The sequence below is a fragment of the Nocardia sp. NPDC059154 genome (genome assembly GCF_042755705.1).
GTDB lineage: Bacteria > Actinomycetota > Actinomycetes > Mycobacteriales > Mycobacteriaceae > Nocardia.
Map to the genome: position 1 here is coordinate 66232 of NZ_JBHZCS010000006.1, position 18514 is coordinate 84745.

22 protein-coding genes are annotated in these 18514 nt (G+C 69.6%); 10 read left to right on the plus strand and 12 right to left on the minus strand.

Annotated elements, in window-relative coordinates; translation table 11 throughout:
• Positions 1–208: 208 nt before the first annotated feature.
• Positions 209–898 carry a helix-turn-helix domain-containing protein gene (locus ACFXN1_RS07630; RefSeq protein WP_379437846.1) on the plus strand — a complete coding sequence of 230 codons (690 nt, stop codon included), beginning with the start codon at positions 209–211 and terminating at the stop codon, positions 896–898.
• Positions 899–904: 6 nt separating this feature from the next.
• On the opposite strand, the gene ACFXN1_RS07635 is transcribed toward ACFXN1_RS07630, so the two are convergent.
• Positions 905–2224, minus strand: coding sequence for a TerD family protein (locus ACFXN1_RS07635; protein WP_379437845.1), 1320 nt, complete (start codon positions 2222–2224; stop codon positions 905–907).
• A 173-nt stretch (positions 2225–2397) separates the two neighbouring features.
• Between ACFXN1_RS07635 and ACFXN1_RS07640 the strand changes: the two genes are divergently transcribed.
• Entirely contained in the window at positions 2398–4026 is a 1629-nt protein-coding gene (locus ACFXN1_RS07640) for an MFS transporter (protein ID WP_379437843.1), read from the plus strand.
• On the opposite strand, the gene ACFXN1_RS07645 is transcribed toward ACFXN1_RS07640, so the two are convergent.
• From ACFXN1_RS07645 to ACFXN1_RS07660, 4 genes are all read right to left on the minus strand, one after another.
• Positions 4014–4502: a hypothetical protein gene (locus tag ACFXN1_RS07645; RefSeq protein WP_379397262.1), complete on the minus strand. Its 489-nt coding sequence runs from the start codon at positions 4500–4502 to the stop codon at positions 4014–4016. The genes ACFXN1_RS07640 and ACFXN1_RS07645 overlap by 13 nt on opposite strands.
• A 114-nt stretch (positions 4503–4616) precedes the next feature.
• Positions 4617–5012: an NUDIX domain-containing protein gene (locus ACFXN1_RS07650; RefSeq protein WP_379397264.1), complete on the minus strand. Its 396-nt coding sequence runs from the start codon at positions 5010–5012 to the stop codon at positions 4617–4619.
• Positions 5013–5076: 64 nt separating this feature from the next.
• Positions 5077–5523 carry a hypothetical protein gene (locus ACFXN1_RS07655; RefSeq protein ID WP_379437842.1) on the minus strand — a complete coding sequence of 149 codons (447 nt, stop codon included), beginning with the start codon at positions 5521–5523 and terminating at the stop codon, positions 5077–5079.
• A gap of 163 nt (positions 5524–5686) precedes the next feature.
• Positions 5687–6217, minus strand: a complete 531-nt coding sequence (locus ACFXN1_RS07660; RefSeq protein ID WP_379397267.1) for a hypothetical protein — start codon at positions 6215–6217, stop codon at positions 5687–5689.
• Between the two features lie 87 nt (positions 6218–6304).
• Between ACFXN1_RS07660 and ACFXN1_RS07665 the strand changes: the two genes are divergently transcribed.
• Both ACFXN1_RS07665 and ACFXN1_RS07670 read left to right on the plus strand, forming a co-directional pair.
• The gene (locus tag ACFXN1_RS07665) at positions 6305–6682 is read left to right on the plus strand and encodes a glyoxalase (RefSeq protein WP_379437840.1); all 378 of its coding nucleotides are present in this window, start codon (positions 6305–6307) and stop codon (positions 6680–6682) included.
• A 113-nt stretch (positions 6683–6795) separates the two neighbouring features.
• Positions 6796–8166: a serine hydrolase domain-containing protein gene (locus ACFXN1_RS07670; protein ID WP_379437839.1), complete on the plus strand. Its 1371-nt coding sequence runs from the start codon at positions 6796–6798 to the stop codon at positions 8164–8166.
• 24 nt (positions 8167–8190) lie between these two features.
• Here the strand turns inward: ACFXN1_RS07670 and ACFXN1_RS07675 are convergent, their stop codons facing one another.
• Positions 8191–8781 carry an isochorismatase family protein gene (locus tag ACFXN1_RS07675; protein WP_379437837.1) on the minus strand — a complete coding sequence of 197 codons (591 nt, stop codon included), beginning with the start codon at positions 8779–8781 and terminating at the stop codon, positions 8191–8193.
• 129 nt (positions 8782–8910) lie between these two features.
• On the opposite strand from ACFXN1_RS07675, the gene ACFXN1_RS07680 reads away from it, so the two are divergent.
• Positions 8911–9897 carry a GlxA family transcriptional regulator gene (locus ACFXN1_RS07680; protein WP_379437835.1) on the plus strand — a complete coding sequence of 329 codons (987 nt, stop codon included), beginning with the start codon at positions 8911–8913 and terminating at the stop codon, positions 9895–9897.
• A 20-nt stretch (positions 9898–9917) separates the two neighbouring features.
• Here the strand turns inward: ACFXN1_RS07680 and ACFXN1_RS07685 are convergent, their stop codons facing one another.
• From ACFXN1_RS07685 to ACFXN1_RS07705, 5 genes are all read right to left on the minus strand, one after another.
• Positions 9918–10715, minus strand: coding sequence for a family 1 encapsulin nanocompartment shell protein (locus ACFXN1_RS07685; RefSeq protein WP_354836349.1), 798 nt, complete (start codon positions 10713–10715; stop codon positions 9918–9920).
• A gap of 40 nt (positions 10716–10755) precedes the next feature.
• Entirely contained in the window at positions 10756–11766 is a 1011-nt protein-coding gene (locus ACFXN1_RS07690) for a Dyp-type peroxidase (RefSeq protein WP_379437834.1), read from the minus strand.
• 62 nt (positions 11767–11828) lie between these two features.
• Positions 11829–12155, minus strand: coding sequence for a cupin domain-containing protein (locus ACFXN1_RS07695; RefSeq protein ID WP_354836345.1), 327 nt, complete (start codon positions 12153–12155; stop codon positions 11829–11831).
• 105 nt (positions 12156–12260) lie between these two features.
• Positions 12261–12764 (minus strand): dihydrofolate reductase, encoded by a 504-nt coding sequence (locus ACFXN1_RS07700; RefSeq protein WP_379437832.1) that lies wholly within the window; start codon positions 12762–12764, stop codon positions 12261–12263.
• Positions 12761–13567 (minus strand): thymidylate synthase, encoded by an 807-nt coding sequence (locus tag ACFXN1_RS07705; protein WP_379397283.1) that lies wholly within the window; start codon positions 13565–13567, stop codon positions 12761–12763. Before ACFXN1_RS07705 ends, ACFXN1_RS07700 begins: the two co-directional genes overlap by 4 nt.
• Before the next feature lie 20 nt (positions 13568–13587).
• Here ACFXN1_RS07705 and cobF point away from each other — a divergent pair, with 20 nt between their 5' ends.
• On the plus strand, positions 13588–14361 hold the full coding sequence (cobF, locus tag ACFXN1_RS07710; RefSeq protein ID WP_379437830.1) for a precorrin-6A synthase (deacetylating): 774 nt from the start codon (positions 13588–13590) through the stop codon (positions 14359–14361).
• A gap of 68 nt (positions 14362–14429) precedes the next feature.
• Positions 14430–15296 carry an Fpg/Nei family DNA glycosylase gene (locus ACFXN1_RS07715; protein ID WP_379437829.1) on the plus strand — a complete coding sequence of 289 codons (867 nt, stop codon included), beginning with the start codon at positions 14430–14432 and terminating at the stop codon, positions 15294–15296.
• A gap of 3 nt (positions 15297–15299) precedes the next feature.
• On the opposite strand, the gene ACFXN1_RS07720 is transcribed toward ACFXN1_RS07715, so the two are convergent.
• Complete coding sequence (locus tag ACFXN1_RS07720; protein WP_379437827.1) at positions 15300–15989, minus strand: pyridoxamine 5'-phosphate oxidase family protein; 690 nt, start codon at positions 15987–15989, stop codon at positions 15300–15302.
• A 79-nt stretch (positions 15990–16068) separates the two neighbouring features.
• Between ACFXN1_RS07720 and ACFXN1_RS07725 the strand changes: the two genes are divergently transcribed.
• The 3 genes from ACFXN1_RS07725 (at position 16069) to ACFXN1_RS07735 (ending at position 18471) form a co-directional block, all read left to right on the plus strand.
• Positions 16069–16764, plus strand: a complete 696-nt coding sequence (locus ACFXN1_RS07725) for a DUF4184 family protein (protein ID WP_379437826.1) — start codon at positions 16069–16071, stop codon at positions 16762–16764.
• 70 nt (positions 16765–16834) lie between these two features.
• Complete coding sequence (locus ACFXN1_RS07730; protein WP_379437869.1) at positions 16835–18229, plus strand: PLP-dependent aminotransferase family protein; 1395 nt, start codon at positions 16835–16837, stop codon at positions 18227–18229.
• Entirely contained in the window at positions 18226–18471 is a 246-nt protein-coding gene (locus ACFXN1_RS07735) for a DUF2630 family protein (protein ID WP_354836333.1), read from the plus strand. The genes ACFXN1_RS07730 and ACFXN1_RS07735 overlap by 4 nt, the downstream gene beginning before the upstream one ends.
• Positions 18472–18514 lie beyond the last annotated feature (43 nt).

The following is an 18514-nucleotide window of genomic DNA, read 5'->3' on the forward strand; positions in this document are numbered from 1 at the left end:
AGGCGAATATCTATCGCTTGAAAGTTTTCCGGTCGCGATCGCGGCTCAGGTGACGCCGCTGTATCGGTCGGATGGCCCGCCGTAACTTCTGCATTGCCGGTATTTCTGTCAAATGACAGGAACCTCACTGTGCAGGTCGGCCGCGCGGGTAGGCGGGCCGACTATGCGCGTAAGCGGGCCGATGGTGCGGGTAGGACAGAATGGCAGGGTGACCCAACTCGGACCCGGCCGTCCTCGCCTCGAACCGCGCCGGCGCGCAGGCCAGACGCCGCGCGCCGAAATCCTCGACGCCGCCGCCGAGTTGTTCACCAGTCACGGCTACGGCAATACCTCCACCCGCGCGGTCGCCGACGCCGTCGGCATCCGGCAGGCCTCGCTGTACCACCACTTCGCCGCCAAGGACGACATTCTCGACGCCCTGCTCGCCGAAACGGTCACCACGCCACTGGAATTGGCGGGCGTGCTGGCCGGGCGGACCGAGCCCGCGGCCGTGCGGTTGTACGCGCTGGCCTGGTACGACGTCAGCCAGCTGTGCGCCAGCCGCTGGAATCTCGGCGCGCTGTACCTGCTGCCGGAACTGCGCAGCGAACGCTTCGCCCGCTTCCGGGAACGCCGCGACGAGCTGCGCGGCCACTACGAGACGCTGTCCGCCGCCGTGATCGCCGAGGCCGGGTCCGTCATCGCTGCGGCCGGCGCGGGCGCGGTGGCCGGGGCCGAACTGCTGCCGTTCCGGCTGGTGGAGTCGGTCATCAATATGCGCTCCGACGAGGGCGCGGCGCCGGAGTACGCCGAGCAGCTCATTCCCGACGCCATCCTGCGGCTGCTCTGCTGGCCCGGTTCGCTGGCCGAAACCCGGGTCGCCGCACTGGAATTGGCGCGGCGACTCGCTCCGGAGTGATCCGCGTCAGGACTTGCCCTTCGAGGTGCCCCACTTGAGGCCCCAGCCGTAGGCCTGGTCCACCGCCAGCTTGCCCCAGAACCGGCGGCCCTCCGGCGGGCGCACGAACCGGCCCTCGCGCCGCACCACCAGCTCGCCGTGCACGTTCTCGATCAGCGCCAGCACCATCTCGCGCGAATCATCCTGGCAGCCACCGACTTCCATCTCGATCGGCGGCGTATTGCGGGGGAACAGGGTCGCGGTGGCGTGCACGCCACGGAAGTCCTGCGCGCCCTCGTAGAGCGAGGCGAATACCAGGATGCGGCGGAAATCCGCGATGTGATCGAGGTTGATGGACAGGTTCTCGCCGGTCGCGCTGCCGCCGGTGCGATCGTCGCGATCCAGCGCGATGAACGGTGGCTTGTGCAGATCGCCGAAGGTGTCCAGCGCGCTGACACAGCCCCTCGACCCGTCGGCCAGCTCCCAGAACGCGCACAGATCCAGGTCGAGGCCGCCGTTCGCCCGCTTGCGCCCGAACAGACCGCCCGAACTCGGCACCGACCAGTTCAGGTTGACCCGCATGATCCCGCCGGTCGCGCCCTGCTTGGTCAGCGAGACCGCCGGAGCCTCCTTGGTCAGCGAGATCTTGCCCGTATCGGGCCGGGGCGCAGGCGTCGGCGGCGGCCCGAAATTGTGCTGCTGCTGCGCCGGCACCGGCTGCGGGGGAGCGATCGGCGGCGGGGCGGCCGCGGGCTGGAGCGGGGTGACCGGGGGTGGGGGTGCGAGCGGCTGCGAGGGAGCGACGCGCTGCGGAGTATTCGGCTGCGGGGCAGGCGCTTCATCGACCGAGATGCCGAAATCGGTTGCCAGCCCGGCCAGTCCGGAGTCGTAGCCCTGACCGACCGCGCGGAACTTCCAGCCGCCGTCGCGGCGATACAGCTCGCCGAGCACGAAGGCGGTCTCCGAGGTGGCGTCGGTGCTGTCGAAGCGGGCCAGCTCCACGCCGCCCATATCCACCAAACGCACGTGCAGGCCCCGGAATTGGGCGAAGGTGCCGCCGTCGGCCGAGGCCGCGAGCACGATGGCGTCGATCTGCGGTTCCACCCGGCCCAGGTGCACCGAGAGGGCGTCCACGATCACCGGTCCCGTCTGCTTGCCGTGGTGGCGGACTGCGCCCGAGGCGTGCAGCGGCTGGTTGTAGAAGACGAAATCGGCGTCCGAGCGCACCCGGCCGCTCGACAGCAGCAGTGCGGAGGCGTCGGCGTCGGGAACCCCGGGTCCCGACTGCCACCCCAGTTCGATCCGAATCTCGGACACCACCACCGGAACGTTGGAACCCTTCAGCATCGACACACGATTCAAGGTATCCGATTCGGACATCCGCCGTTCAGAGGTCGCCTGTCGGCAAATATTCGGCTGCCCAGCCGCCTCGACATACACTGTTGAACGGACAATTGGCGCATAGGCGGCTAACGGATAATCGGACTCTTCGGACGGCTGTTCAGCGGCGGGAGCGACGAATGACGGAAACGCAGCTCGACCTGGGTCGCAACAAATGGACCACCCTCGGTGTCCTGGCGCTGGGACTGTCCATGGTGGTGCTGGACGGCACCATCGTCGCGGTCTCCCTGCCCGTCATCATCGACCAATTGCAGTTGAATTTCACTCAGGCGCAATGGATCAACAGCATCTACGCGGTCGTGCTGGCCGCGCTGCTGATCACCAGCGGCCGCCTCGGCGACCGGCTCGGACGGCGCAGGATGTTCGCCCTGGGCGTGGTGATCTTCGTAGTCGGCAGCGTGCTCTCCGCAGCGGCGCACAGCGCCTGGCCCCTGCTCCTGGGACGCACCGTGCAGGGCATCGGCGCGGCCGGTGTCCTGCCCGGCACGCTGGCCACCATGAACGCCCTCTTCCGGGGCCGTGACCGGGTGATCGCCTTCGCGGTCTGGGGCTCGGTCATCTCCGGTGTCGCCGCCATCGGCCCGCTGCTGGGCGGCTGGCTCACCACCTACTTCACCTGGCCGTGGATCTTCCTGGTGAACCTGCCGCTGGGCGCGGTGGTGCTGATCGGGCTGGTGCGGTACGTCCCGGAGACCCGCATGGGCAAGGCCGCGCCGGGCCTGGACGTGGACGGATTCCTGCTCAGCGCAGCGGGTTTCGCGCTGCTGGTGTTCGCGCTCATCGAGGGTCAGACCTACGGCTGGGGGAAGCCGCTGCGGGAATTCCCGCTCGTGGGGTGGAACTGGCCGGCGAGCGCGCCGGTCTCGCTGATCCCGATCCTGCTGGTGCTCGGGGTGGTGGCGCTGTACCTGTTCATCCGCTGGGAGCAGCACCGCCGTCTGATCGGCCGATCGGCGCTGCTGGATCCCGCGCTGTTCCGGATCCCCAGCTTCCGCTGGGGCAATATCACCGCGTTCCTGGTGGCGCTGGGCGAATTCGGCCTGCTGTTCGTGCTGCCGCTGTTCATGGTGAACGTGCTCGGGCTGTCCACCCTCGGCGCGGGCTATGTGCTGGCCGCCATGGCGGTCGGCGCGTTCCTGGCCGCGGGGCTCGCCGAGGGGCTGGTGCGCCGGTTCGGGCCGGTGCGAGTGGTACAGCTGGGCCTCGTCTTCGAGGCCGTCGCCGTGGTGCTGGCCGCGCTGTTCGTCACCCCGCACATTTCCGGCTGGTGGCTGGCGGTGCTGCTGATCGGGTACGGCATCGGGCTGGGGATGGCCTCGGCGCAGTTGACCGGGACCGTGCTCGCCGATGTGCCGCCTGAGCATTCGGGCCAGGGATCGGCCGCCCAGTCCACGGTGCGGCAGATCGGTTCGGCCTTCGGTACCGCGGTCATCGGTGCGCTGCTGTCGGCGGCGCTGGCCCACGATCTGCCCAAACGGCTCGCACACGTGCCCGATCTGCAGAAGCCGGCCGCCGACACCCTCGCCACCGCGACCCGGCAGTCGGCCGGTGGGGCCATCAGCGGGTTGCGGGACCACCACGGCGCCGCGGCCATCGTGGACGCGCTGAGCCGGGCCTTCACCGACTCCACCCGGACCGCGCTGCTGGCCGCGGCACTGTTCCTGCTCGTCGGCCTGGCCTCGGCCGCCCTCATCCCGAACCGGCCCTACCCGGCGGCGGACGAGGACGAGGATGCTCAGAGCAGCTGACCGTCGAGGCACATCCCGGACGAGCGGGTCGACGTCTTCGGTTGCACCACACCGGGGTCGAAGGTCCACTGCGAGACCGGGCCGGCCGACTTCCACAGCAGGCCGCCGCTGGTCGGGACCGCCTCGAAGACGTCCCCGACACCGGGGATGAGCTGATCGCCGACGCAGTAGTCGTCGTAATCGGTCCCGGGCTGGCGTGCCCCCGCGCTGAAGCGCCCCGCCGGATTGGCATCCGCCCCGGGATTCGGCACGGTGCTCCCGCCTGCCGCGCCGCCCCGGTACCAGTGCGGACCGGCCGCGTCGCTGCCGCAGGTGAAGGCCGAGCCGCCCGCCACCACCTGCGACCCCTGCGGGTGCGTGCCGCCCGCCCACAGGCAGTCGGCGCCGGAGTCGAAACGGGTGTCCGCCACGGTGCCGAAGCCGAGGCCACCCGCGGCCATCACGGCCGTCGCGAGCAGAGTAAGCGGTTTGATCACTGCAATCACCCTTGATTCGGTGCGATCCGGAATCCGGACCGGCACATCTCGGGGCGCGGATCCGGTTGGCGTAGTTGCCATTCAGAAATAGCGCGGGTGGTTACAGTGCGAGGGTCAGTCGATCAGGCCGAGCGCGTGCAGCCGCCGGAAGACCAGCAGCGAGCCGGGGGCGACCGCGTTCATGGCGGCGTATTCGCCGAGGGTGAACCAGCGCAGTTCGGCGATCTCCCCGGAGGGGCGCGGCTCGTCGGTGAGCTCGCCGAGGAAGCAGGTCATGTGCAGGCGGGTGCCGGGCGCGTGCCCGTAGGCCTCCGCCTCGAACACGCCCAGTTCGCTGACGCCGGTGGCGGCCACCCCGAGTTCCTCGTGAATCTCCCTGTGCAGGGCCATCTCCGGGGTCTCACCCGGATCGATCTTGCCGCCCGCCATATAGAAGACGTCCTTGCCGGTGGACCGGGTCTGCAACATGCGACGATCCCGGATATGCGCCAGTGCCGCGGTGCGAATCACCCGTCCCACCCTAGCCAGCGGCGGTAGCGCGGGAGGCGCGGGCGCCCTTGTCGTCGGGCCGGTGTCAGCAGGCCACGGTCCGCAGCCGCGCCCGGTCGCTGGCCGCGACGGCGCGCACGGCCGCGGCGATGGCGACCACCGGCGGCACCCAGCGCGCCTCGTGGGGCATGACGCTCCACGCGGTCCCGCGGCCCGGCTGCGGCAGCGGGACCCGGTCACCGTCGGTGTGCACGGTCGCCCCCGCGGCGCGCAGGCTCTCGATGGCCCGCGCGGCCTTGGCCACGCCGACGACCAGATGGATTTCCCGCCGCTGCGGACCCGGGACCTCGATGACCGGGCCGGAGAGGTTGTTGGCGCGCAGGTATCGGCGCACCCCGGCAGCGACGGACCCGGTGAGTTCGATGGCCGCGATCTGCTCGCCGGTGATCAAGTCGACGCCGTCGCCGGTCGTCTCGATCGTCCATCCATACTGGCGGAAGTCCTCCGCCACAACGCTCAACGCCACGATCATCACCCTCACACCTGCGGCTGTGCATCCGATCCGCCGTGGCTGTGAGGTTCCGTAGAGGACGCTGCGATCACCAGCCACACCAAGGATTCTCGGGCTGTGACCGGGGCGGATGCATCGTCCTGTGGTCGCCGGTCGCTCCGGGAGATCCCCTAGGTGTGCGGGCTCAGCGGGTGGGCGGGGCGATCTTCCAGTGCCGCTGTAGGGCATCGGCGATCTCCGGCAGGATGGTCACCGGAATCCGCCTGTGCCGCAACATGGTTCGAATCTCGTCGACCTGTTCACGCTTGCGCATGTCGTAGGCGCTGGCGATGGGCCGCTGCACCGGCGGGATGGACAGCAGCACCAGTTCCCGATGCGGCTCGTCGCCGCCGTTGAGATCCAGTGCGAGGGTCCAGCGGCCCTTCTCGTCCAGCGCGAACCGTCCGGCCACCACCCGATCCCACGCCACCGTCGAGGCACCCCACGGGGTCCGCCGCACGATCGCATCCTCGGTCAGCTCCACCCGGTCCCGCCCGAACAGCGCGACCATCAGCCCCACCGCGGCGGCCGCGCCGAAGAACAGCCCGGTGAACACTCGATTCAGCCCGAAAACCCCGACGGTGCCCGCACAGACGACGGCCACCACGAGTATCCCCGCGGCCACGTACCCGGCCATGCGCCGCCCCGGCACCACGCCCGCCCGCACCATCGTCATTCCGCCTCCCGAAACCGACTGCCGGTCACCGTACCCGCCGGTGCGCATCGCCGATGAATTCGACGCGGACGGATCGTCTTCATTCGCATGACGCAATCGACCTTCACCGCCGTCGTCAATATCGCGGTGCCCGTGACCGATCAGGACCGGACCAAGGCGCTGCTCGAGCGGCTCGGGCTGGCGACCCGCATGGACGCCGAACTGCAGCCGGGCTTCCGCTGGATAGAGATGTCGCTGCCCGGCGGGACGGCCTCCTTGGCGCTGGTGCGCGCGTCCGCGGAACTGCCCGCGGGCATCGACACCGGGATCCGGCTCGCGACCACGGATGCCCGCGCCGCCCATGCCGCGCTCGCCGGCCTCGGCCTCACCGTCGGCGCGCTGCTGGACTGGGATTCCGCGCCGCTCATGTTCGCCTTCCGGGACCCCGACGACAACCGCTTCTACGTCATGCAGATGGACTCCTGAGGGGGGTCGAAACCGGAGGATTCCCAGCCGATCTCGACATCGGCACCCTTGTCGACCTACCGTGCCTCTACCACCGCCTACCGGTGGTCCCGCAGCACCTGAAGGAGCGACCGATGCCGCACGCCGTCGACCTCGAGCGCCGACTGGCCGACTCGATCGAGGAGCACGGAGTCCCCGGCGCGCAAGTGGCGGTGCTGGTCGGCGGCGAGATCAGGGACGCGGCGGCCGGGGTGCTGAACACCGCGACAGGTGTTGCGGCGACCACGGATTCGGTGTTCCAGATCGGCTCGGTCACCAAGGCGTGGACCGCGACGCTGATCATGCAGCTTGCCGCCGAGGGGCTGATCGAGCTGGACGCCCCGGTGCGCCGGTACCTGCCCGAGTTCCAGGTGCGCGACGCGGCGGCCGCGGCGGTCATCACGGTCCGGCAGTTGCTCGGCCACACCTCGGGCATCGACGGCGACCTGTTCCTGGACACCGGGTGCGGTGCGGACGCGGTGGAGAAGTTCGTGCCCGCCATCGCGGACGCCGGGCAGGTGCACCGGCCCGGCGACATGTTCTCCTACTGTAACAGCGGCTACGTGCTGCTCGGCCGAATACTGGAAGTGTTGCGCGGCAAGCCTTTCGACGCGGTGTTGCGGGAGTGGCTGGTGACCCCGCTCGGGCTGACCCGGGTGGCCACCGACGCCGACGAGGCCATCCTGTTCCGCGCCGCGGTAGGGCATATCGGTTCCGCGCCGGGCGCCGGCCCGGAACCCACGCCGGTCTGGGCGCTTCCGGCCTCCAATGCTCCGGCCGGCGCGCGGCTGGCGATGTCCGCGCGCGATCTGCTGGGATTCGCCCGGCTGCACCTGTCCGGCGGTCGCACCGTGGAGGGCGTCCCCATCCTCCCGGAGACCGCGGTACAGGGGATGACCCGGCCGCACGTCGAGGTGCCCGATATCGGCTACGGCACCCACTGGGGCCTGGGCTGGCAGCTGTTCGATCCCGCCGGAACCGGATTGTTCGGGCACGACGGCAGCACTATCGGCCAGAACGCCTTCCTGCGCATCGCGCCCGCCGCCGGCGTCGCAATCGCCTTGCTGGCCAACGGCGGTGACGCGTTCGCGCTCTACCAGGATCTGGTCGGAGACCTGCTGTGGGTGAACGCGGGTATCCGGTTGCCCGCCCGGCCCGTGCCGCCCGCCCGGCCCGAACCGGTGGATGCGGCGCGGGTCAGCGGACGGTACCGCTCGGTCATGTACGAGCACGCCATCGACGTCGACCCCGATGGCCGGGCCTGGCTGTCCACGATTCCCCTGACGGCGGAAGCGGCCCTGGTCTCCGCCCCGGACCGCATGGAACTTCTACATCTCCGCTCCGACGCCCTGATCGCGGCGCGCCCCGTCCGTGGCCGCCACGCCGTGTACGGCCTGATCAACGGAGACGGTGACCCCGCTGCCCGCTACCTGCACACCAGCCGCGCGATGCCCCGTCAGCCCTGACGCGGCACCCGGCGGGCCCGAGGGTCAGTTCAGCTCGGCGGCGGAGGCCACGACGACACCGTAGAGGTCGGCGATGGTGGCCAGGGCGCTGTCGTGCAGCTGTCCGGCAGTCACCTCGCCGACGGCCGACTTCAGGGGGCGGGTGGCGCAGGCATCGGCCACGACGGTGGGGTGGTTGCCGCGCAGGAAGGCGCCCTCGGTGGTGAAGGTGACGCACATGTGGGTCATGAAGCCGGCGATGATCAGGTTCTTGTTGCCCGCGGCGTCCACCCGGGCCGCCAGGTCGGTGTCGTGGAAGGCGTTCGGAACCTGTTTGACGACAACGGGTTCGCCGTCGACCGGGGCCACGGCGGGGTGGATCGCGCCGATGTCGGCGGTGATGTCGTAGGGGGTGCCGGGGCCGCCGTCGTTGACGATGTGGATGATCGCCGAGCCGGCCCGGCGGGCGCGGGCCAGCAGGTCGGCGGCGGCGTCGAGGGCGGGCTGCCAGCCGGTCAGCTCCATCACGCCGCGGGTGTAGGTGTTCTGGTAGTCGACGAGGATCAGGGTCGCGTCGGCCAGGGTGGCCGGGGTCTGATCGAAGCCGCTGAGGTCACGCAGGGTCTGCGCGGGCATGGAGATCCTCCTGGGTTTGCACATCCGAACCGCCCTGTGCGGTGGACGTTTTCCACGCTATGGGCCGGCGGGAGTGTCGGAAATGTCATGTAGCCTGCAGATTCGGACATGCCGAGGGAGGGAGGAACCGTGGCTGCACCGGCGCGATTCGTCGTCATCGTGCTGTTCGACCGGGTCGATCTGCTGGATGTGACCGGGCCACCGGAGGTTTTCGCGCTGCTCCAGCGAGAGATGAACGGGGACACCGGGTATCAGGTGGCGCTGGCCGCCGAGACCCTCGACCCCGTCACCACCTCCGCCGGAGTCCGAGTGCTGCCCGACATCACCTTCGCCGACCTCGCCGGGCGCGCGATCGACACGCTGGTGGTGCCCGGCTCGGTGGAGGTGGACGGCGACGGCCGGGTGCGCGCGCTCAGCGACCCGCGGGTGGTGGCGTGGGTGGCGAAGCTGGCCGCCGACAGCCGCCGCGTCGCCTCGGTCTGCGTCGGCGCGCACATTCTCGCCGCCGCCGGGCTGCTGGACGGCAAGCGCGCCACCACACACTGGTCCACCGCACAGCAGCTCGCGGCGGAACATCCGGCCGTCACCGTGGACGCCGATCCGATCTTCATTCGCGACCAGAACGTCTGGACCGGTGCGGGACTCACCGCCTGCCTGGATCTGGCCCTGGCACTGGTCGCCGACGATTTCGGCGACGCCCTCGCACTGCGCGTGGCGCGGCAGCTGGTCATGTTCCTGAAAAGGCCGAGCGGGCAGAGTCAGTTCAGCGTGTCACTCGAACCCATCTCGACCACGCGCCGGATCGACGACCTGCGCCACCACATCGCCCGCCATCTCGCCGAGCCGTTGACGGTCGCGGATCTGGCGGCGCAGGCCCATGTCAGCGAACGGCAGCTGACCCGCATCTTCAAGACCGATCTCGGCGCCACCCCGGCGGCCTATATCGAGTCCGCCCGAGTCGAATTCGCGCGCAATCAGCTCGAAACGTCCGATCACACGCTCGAACGGGTGGCGACCCTGAGCGGTTTCAACACCACCGACACCCTCACCCGGGCCTTCCGGCGCGTACTGGACACCACGCCGACGGAGTATCGAAACCGCTTCCGGCTCACCTAGTCTCGCCTCGGATCAGCTGGTCACGCCTCGAGCGGGACCGCCGCCTCGGCCGTGTACACCAGGAACGTCAGGCTCTCCTGGAAGTACAGCTGCACCGTCTCGGCATCGTGCGAGAGATAGCCGATGGACAGATCCTGGCCGATCTGCAGATCGAAATCGCCGCCGCGCGTGGACAGGACGAATGCGCCGTCGATGGCCGGCGCCCAGATGATGTCACCGTCGATGAGCCGCTCGATATGGGTGCGGATCGGGTGCCCGTGATCGGAGGTCTCGCTCACCGCGGTGTACAGATCCGCCGACAGCAGCACCGAGTACGGCCCGTCCACACCCGCCAGCCGCAGCTTGCTCAGCGCCTGCGCCACCGCCTCCGGGGCCAGGCGCGGGTCGCCGGGCAGCTTCACCGGCTCGCAGGAGGTGGAGGCCCGGACGCCGATGATCCCGGCCGCCGGATAGCCCTCGAAAATGGCGCGGTCCTCGGCGAAGGCGATCTTCTTGGCCGCGGTCTTCACCGGATCCAGATCGGCGTCGTGCGCGCCGCGCTCGATATTGTCCAGCTCCTCGCGGGAGAGCGTGAACGGCACCCGCAGCTCCACCAGCGGCAGCACCACGCGCTGGCGGGCCTGTACACCGTCACCGGGGGAGGTGATGGTGGAGGTGCGGCCCAGTCCGGCGGCGGAGTAGTCGGTGCCGTGCGGGCCGGACAGATCGACCACGCGGCGACCGGCGATGTGCCGCTTGAAGGTTCGCGTCGCCTCCTCCTCGATGGCCGACCAGGCCTCCGAGGTGATGGGCGCGAGTTCGCGATGCAGGTTGTTCATGCGTCAGCTCCGTTCGGTTCAACGATTCCGTAGCGCCGGTTCAACGATTGCGTAAGGCTCCGATGCCCAGGGACCCGTCCCCGGACGCAACGCCATTGCCGTCGGGGGATTCCCGCTGGGTGGCCGCCGCCGGCGCGGGTGCGTCCGGCAGCGCGTCGAAGAATCCCGCGGGCGGGGCGAAGAACGAGGTGCCGGTGACCGCGGTGGAGAAATCCAGGATGCGGTCGTAGGCGGCGTCGGCCGTGCCCAGGAACATGCGGACCAGCATGTTCTCGGTAATGGCCGGGTCGTCGGCGTAGGCGATGTAGTAGGTGCCGAATTCGCCGTCCTGGATCGAGCCGAACGGCATATTGGCACGCACGATATTGCCGATCTCGTCCTGATCGTTCACGGCCACATGCGAATTCGCGGGCTTGTCGGCGTCGGAAAGTTCGAAGTCGTCGAGTTTCGTTCGCCCGATGACCTTTTCCTGTTCGGTGGTGGACAGCGCCTTCCACGAGCCCAGATCGTGCAGGTACTTCTGCACGATGACGTAACTGCCACCGGCGAACTCGGGATCCTCGTCGCCGACCAGCGCGGCGGTGGCGGCGAGCTGTCCCTCCGGATTCTCGGTGCCGTCCACGAATCCGAGCAGATCACGCTGCTCGAAATAGCGGAAGCCGACCGTCTGATCCACGATGGTGGCCGCGCCGGACAGCCGCTCGGCGATCTTCATCGCCAATTCGAAACAGGCGTCCTGGGTTTCGGCCTTGAGGTGGAACAGCAGGTCGCCCGGCGTGGCGGGGGCCTGGTGCCGCTCACCGATGAAACCCGGAAACTCGTGCAACTGTGCGGGTTTCGGCCCGGAGAAGAGGCGGTCCCAGGCGGCGGACCCGATGCTGGTGATGCACGCGAGGCCGGATCCGGGCACCCGGAATCCGACGGAGCGACGCAACCCGGGCAGATCTGCGAGCAAATCCCGCGCCACCGTCTCGCCACCCTCGTCGATGGTGACGACGAGGAAGATCGCGGCCGGTGTGAGCGGGTCGAGGATCGGCTGTGGCTCACCCATGGGCACCACCTTATGCGCTGCGGCCGACCACCGACCCGTCCGGTATGCCCGCGTCCCCCGGGCTACTTGGCGACGGTCAGCAGAAATGCCACGTCATCGATGGCTTTCACGCTGTGGCGGGCGTTGGGGATCACAATCAGGTCACCCGCCGAGCCCTTCCACTCGTTGGTGCCGCTGATCACCACCAGCACCCCGCTCAGCACCACGAGGGTTGCCTCGCCCGGATTCTCGTGCTCGGCCAGCGTCTGTCCGGCCGTCATCGCGATGACCGTCTGGCGCAGGGTATGGGTGTGGCCGCCATAGATGGTCAACGAACTGCGCCCGCTCGAGGCGGTGGCCGCCAGCTTCAGTTGCTGGCGGGCAACCGCGGTCAGCGATTTCTTGTCCATGGACTGCCTTTCGCCGGAATATCGCTGAGTATGCCGGACGCACCCGGGCCGATCGGCGGTTTCGGGGCGGTGTTTGCAGGAATTGCCGGACTAGGAATACAGGCGTTACCGCAAGCCCGGGGCGGCGCGGCGATAACGGCGGAAGCGATACCGCAGACCCGTCGACGACTCGCGCCAGTCGGCCGCATCCGTCTGCCACGCGCGATCGATGGCCGGCGCCAGAGTGTCGCCGTCGATGTCGGCGTCGATCTCGGTGACCATCAGCTCGGTCGCGAAAGGCATTGCGGCACGGTAGATCTCGCCGCCGCCCATGATCCACACCGACTTCTCGCCGGTCATGTGCAGGGCCTCGGAAAGCGAGCCCGCCCGCTCCGCCCCGGCGTCGGACCAGTCCGGCTGCCGGGTCACGACGATATTGCGGCGGCCGTCGAGCGGACGGAAGCGCACCGGCAGCGAATCCCAGGTCTTGCGGCCCATGATCACCGGATGCCCGAAGGTGACGTCCTTGAAATGCGCCATGTCCTCGGGCACGCGCCACGGAATCGTGTTGTCCCGCCCGATGATTCCCCGCGGCGTCTGGGCCCAGATCAGCCCGATGGTCCGGTTCATACCGCGACCGGCGCCTTGATGGCCGGATGATGCTGGTAGCCCTGGATTTCCACGTCCTCGTACGCGTAGTCGAACAGCGTGGGCGCGGGCCGCAGGTGCAGCTGCGGGAACGGGTAGGGCTCGCGGGTCAGCTGCTCGCGAACCTGGGCCAGGTGATTGTCGTAGATGTGCACATCGCCGCCGGTCCAGATGAAGTCACCGGGCAGCAGCTCGGTCTGCTGGGCCACCATGTGGGTCAGCAGCGCGTAGCTGGCGATATTGAACGGCACGCCCAGGAACAGGTCCGCGCTGCGCTGATACAGCTGGCACGACAGCTTGCCGTCGGCCACATAGAACTGGAAGAAGGCGTGGCAGGGGGCCAGCGCCATTTTGTTCAACTCGGCCACGTTCCACGCCGAGACGATGATGCGCCGCGAATCCGGATCGGTGCGCAGCGTCTGCAGCACCTGCGAGATCTGATCGATGTGGGTGCCGTCCGGGGTCGGCCAGGACCGCCACTGCACGCCGTAGACCGGGCCCAATTCGCCCTGCGCGTCGGCCCATTCGTCCCAGATGGTGACGCCGTGCTCCTGCAGCCACCGCACATTGGAGTCACCGCGCAGGAACCACAGCAACTCGTAGACGATCGACTTGAGGTGCACCTTCTTGGTGGTGATCAGGGGAAAGCCCTGCGACAGGTCATAGCGCAGCTGATGCCCGAAAATGCTGCGGGTGCCGGTTCCGGTCCGATCCGCCTTGGGCGTGCCGGATTCCAGCACCAGTCGGAGCAGGTCCTCGTACTGGGTATCTCGGGCGCTCTCCACGCCTGGCAAGCTTACGCATCGTGCGGAAGTTGTTTGTGATCGGAATCGGGGCGGGGGACCCGGACCAGGTGACGGTGCAGGCCATCAAGGCCATGTGCCAGGTAAACGTGTTTTTTCTCATCGGCAAGGGGGCCGAGAAGCAGGAGCTCACGGATGTGCGGTCGGCCATCCTGGCCGAGTACGCGCGCCAGCCGCACTCGATAGTAGAGATCATCGACCCGCCGCGCGACCGGGGCGTGCCCGCCAGCGGCGCGGACGCCGTCTACCAGGGCGCGGTCGCGGACTGGCACGAGGCGCGGGCCGAGCTGCTGGAGCGGGCCTTCGCCGAAACCGACGGGGTGGGCGGCATTCTCGTGTGGGGCGACCCGTCGCTGTACGACAGCACGCTGCGCATCGTCGAGCGGGTGCTCGAACGCGAGCGCATCCAGTTCGAGTACGAGGTGGTTCCGGGCGTCACCAGCGCGCAGGCGCTGGCCGCCGCGCACCGCATCGTGCTGCACGAGATCGGCGAACCGCTGCACATCACCACCGGGCGGCGGCTGCGCGAGGAGGGGCTGGTCCCGGGGCAGTCCACGCTGGTGATGCTGGACGGCGAGTGCTCGTTCACGCAGGTGCCGGGCGACGACGTCTACATCTGGTGGGGCGCGTACCTGGGCATGCCCGACGAGGTGATCGTGGAGGGCCCGCTGCGCGTGGTCGAGGGCCGCATCGCCCGCCGGCGGGCGGCCCTGCGCGAGGCCAAGGGCTGGATCATGGATATCTACCTGCTGCGGCAGGCGGGCGCCGCGCGCTGAATCCGCCGGGTGTCGGGGTGTGCGGTTAGGGTGGACGACGGAAATGGTCGCCCATTGGAGGAGATCCGTTGCCCGAACTACCGGAGATTGTGGCGCTCGAGCAGTTCCTGGCCGAGCATGCGGTCGGGGCGGTGGTCGGGCGGGTCGACGTGGCGGCCCTGAGCGTGCTGAAGACCTTCGATCCGCCGGTGACCGCGCTGTCGGGGCGCGACGTGACCGGGGTGGGGCACTGGGGCAAGCACCTCGGATTGGATTGCGACGGGCTGTGGTTGATCACACACCTGTCGCGCGGCGGCTGGCTGCGGTGGATCGACGAGCCCGGGGTCGATCCGCCCAAGCCCGGCAAGGGACCGCTGGCCCTGCGCGTGCATTTCTTCACTCCTGAAGGCGCCACCCCCGCTTTCGATCTCACCGAGGCCGGTACCAAGAAGCGGCTGGCCGTGTGGATCACCGGCGATCCGCTCTCGGTGCCCGGCATCGCGCGGCTGGGGCCCGACGCCCTGGCCGTGAGCGAACCGGAATTCGCCGAGATCCTGCGCGGCACCTCGCAGCGCGTGAAGAACGCGCTCACCGATCAGAGCCTGCTGGCCGGCATCGGCAATGCCTACTCCGACGAAATCCTGCACACGGCAAGGCTTTCGCCGTTCGCCAGCTCCGGCTCGCTGGACGCCGGACAGGTGGCGCGCCTGTATGCGGCCATGCGTGCCACGCTGTCCGACGCCATCCTGCGCTCGGTGGGCCAGGACGCCGCCCGCCTCAAGGGCGAGAAGCGTTCCGGCTTCCAGGTGCACGCCCGCACCGGCCTGCCGTGCCCGGTGTGCGGCGACACCGTTCGAGAGGTCTCTTACGCGGACAAGTCGTTCCAGTACTGCCCGACCTGCCAGACCGGCGGCAAGATCCTGGCCGATCGCCGCATGTCCCGGCTGCTGAAGTAGCCCCTAGACCACGGCCACCACATCGGTGCGGCGGTCCAGCACGTGCGCCGGAATCTCCACTCCCGCTTCCAGATCCGCGGCCGGGATCGGGGCGTCGAAGACCTGACGCAGCGGCAGGACGCCGGCCCAGACGCCACCGGTGTCGATATCGGCCTGCTCGTCGCGCGGGCCGCCGGTGCGGACCTTGACCGAGGCCTCGGTGAGGTCGAGGGCCAGGACCATGGTCGCGGCCATCTCCTTCTTGTTCGGCGAGCGGACCGCGTCCCACGCGCCGGGTGCGGCCTGTTCGACGATGACGCGCAGCGCGCGCATGCGCTCGTCCGGGTCGGTCAGCTCGACCGGCCGGGCGTGGATGACCGCCGAGCGGTAGTTCATGGAGAAGTGCATGGCGGAGCGGGCGTAGACGATGCCGTCCACGTGCGTCACGGTCAGCGCGACGTCGCCGGTCATGGCGGCCCGCAGATTGCCGGAGCCGGTGGAGCCGTGCAGGTACAGCGTGTCGCCGTCGCGGCCGTAGATGGTCGGGAGGACCACCGGGCTGCCGTTCAAGACCACGCCCAGGTGGCAGATGAGCCCGGCGTCGAGGACCGCGTCCAGTTCGACGCGGTCGGTGCGACCCCGCTCCCTGGACCGGGTGAGGCTGCTGCGCGGGGTGGGTGACAATGGGGTCCGGTTCGAAGCTGTCTCACTCATGGGACCAGTTTCGAGCGGGAAATGGCATTCCTGAATAGCCAATTCTCCGCAAGATCTACAGACCACTTCGGGGGGATCCGTGCCGTTCACGCTCGCACATCCGGCCGCCGTGCTGCCCATGCGTCGGGTCCTCTGGTTTCCAGGACTTGTCGCGGGGAGCATCGCGCCCGACATTCCGTACTACCTGTGGATCGGTGTGGACGGCGAGCTGACGCATGCGCTGCGGGGGCTTCCGGTGGACGTGCTGCTGGGCGCGATCCTGGTGGCCATCGGGTGGGCGCTGCGCGGCACCGTCTCGGGCATGATCGGCAAGGAGATCATCGCGCGCAGGCCGGGACCGGTGGCGGCCGTAGCGGCTCTCCTCATCGGGGCGCTCACCCACCTCGCCTGGGATGCCTTCACTCACACCGACGGTCCCGCCGTGCGCCACTGGGACGTGTTGCGGGAGTCCGTGATCGGACCGCACCGGGTGTACAACGTGATCGGCTACATCTCCTCGATCGGCGGAATATTGTTGCTCGCGGGCTTTTTCGCCGCTTGGTACCGGCGAGCCCGGCCGGTCGCGCCGGATCCCCGGCGCGTCCTGGCGCTGGCTGCGTTGCTCGCGGTGGCGGTGCTCGCCGGTCTCGTCGCCCGAACCGATCCGGTGGCGCACGTCGGTCTCTACGACTGCGTTCGGCACATGCTGGTCTACGCAATCACCAGCGCTGCAACGGGTTTCGTGGTGTATGCGTTCGTTTCCGCGGCAGCTTCGGCCGCCAGGGGACATCGTTGATCGCACTGTCGTGCGCGGAGTGGCATTCTGATATCCACCAGTTGCCGGATGATCAGGAGGCCACTTGCGGGTGAATCGGCTGGTCGACGATGATCTACCGTTCATCGTCGAACGGGACAGCGGCGTGCCGCTGGCTGTTCAGGTGGCCGACGGACTGCGCCGGGCCGCGACCACCGGTGCGCTGCGCGGCGGTGATCGGCTGCCTTCCTCCCGTGAGCTGGCCAGTCGGCTGGGGGTGAGCCGGACCGTCGTCACCGCCGCCTACGACCAGTTGCACGCCGAGGGCTGGCTGGACGGGCGGCACGGCTCGGGCACCTACCTGACGGCCGCGCCCGCACCGGTGGGCGCGCAGACCGGCGGGCCCGAACTGCCCGAACCGCTGGCGGGACTGCTGGATCTCGGCGCGGGCGCGCCGTCCATCGAGGCCATCGACCCGGCCGCCTGGCGGCGGGCGTGGCGGGCCGCCTCGGATCGAATGCCGTTGATCCGCAAGGACCGGCGCGGCGAGACCGACTATCGGGAGGCCGTCGCCGAACACCTGCTGCGGCATCGCGGGCTGGGCGCGGGCAGTGGGACCGCGGTGCTGGCCACCGCCGGAACCAGCGCGGCCGCAGGCGAACTCGCGGCGGCTCTGCTGCGGCCCGGCGACGTGGTGGCCATCGAGGATCCCGGCTATCAGCGGGCGGCCGGGGCGTTCCGGGCGGCGGGCATGCGGCTGGTCCCGGTGCCCGTGGACGCCGAGGGCCTGCGGGTGGAGCTGCTGCCCGAGGATGCGAGCCTGGTGTATTGCACTCCCGCGCACCAGTTTCCGCTCGGCGCGCGCATGCCCGCCGCCCGCCGGGTCGAGCTCATCGAATTCGCCCGCCGCACCGGCGCACTCGTGGTCGAGGACGACTACGACGGCGAATTGCGGTACGACACCGCGCCGCTGCCACTGCTGGCCACCCTGGCCCCCGATGTGGTCGTGCATCTGGGCACCACCAGCAAGATCCTCACGCCCACCCTCGGTATCGGCTGGCTGGTGGCGGATCCGGCCGTCGCCGCGGCGGTGCTCGCCCATCGCGAACTCACCGGCACCGGCCCGGCCCCGGCGGGTCAGCAGGTGGTGGCCGAACTGGCCCGGCACGGTGACCTGGCCCGCCATCTGCGCCGCCTGCGCCGCGACATGCCGGCCCGCCGCGCCCTGGTGGTGGACGAGCTGCGCGGCCGCGGCCTGGACGTGCGCGGCGACGACGCCGGATCACACGTCTTCGTCCCGCTCGCCACCCCGGAGCAGGAGGACCGCGCGGTGGCCGCCGCCCGTGAGCTCGGCGTCCACCTCGACGCGCTGGCCCGCCACCATCTGGGCGCCCGGCACACCTTCGGCATCGCCCTCGGATATGCCGCGCTGCCTGCGGCGGAGCTGCCACGCGCGGTTCGGTTGGCGGGGGCGGCGCTGGCCCGGGTCGTAGAGTGGTCCGCATGACCGAAAAGGACATCCACGCGCGCATCAAGGAACTCGTGGATCGTGAGCACGAGCTCCGGGCCAAGACCACCGGTGGCGAACTCGACCCCGAGGCCGAGCGCCGCCAGCTGGCCGAGATCGAGGTCCAGCTCGACCAGTGCTGGGACCTGCTGCGTCAGCGCCGCGCCCGCATGGACCAGGGGCGCAACCCCGACGAGGCCCAGGTCAACCCCGCCCGCCAGGTCGAGGGCTACCTGCAGTAACCGCCCATCCGCCGTCCGGCCGTTCCCGCCCGGCCGGCGGGTC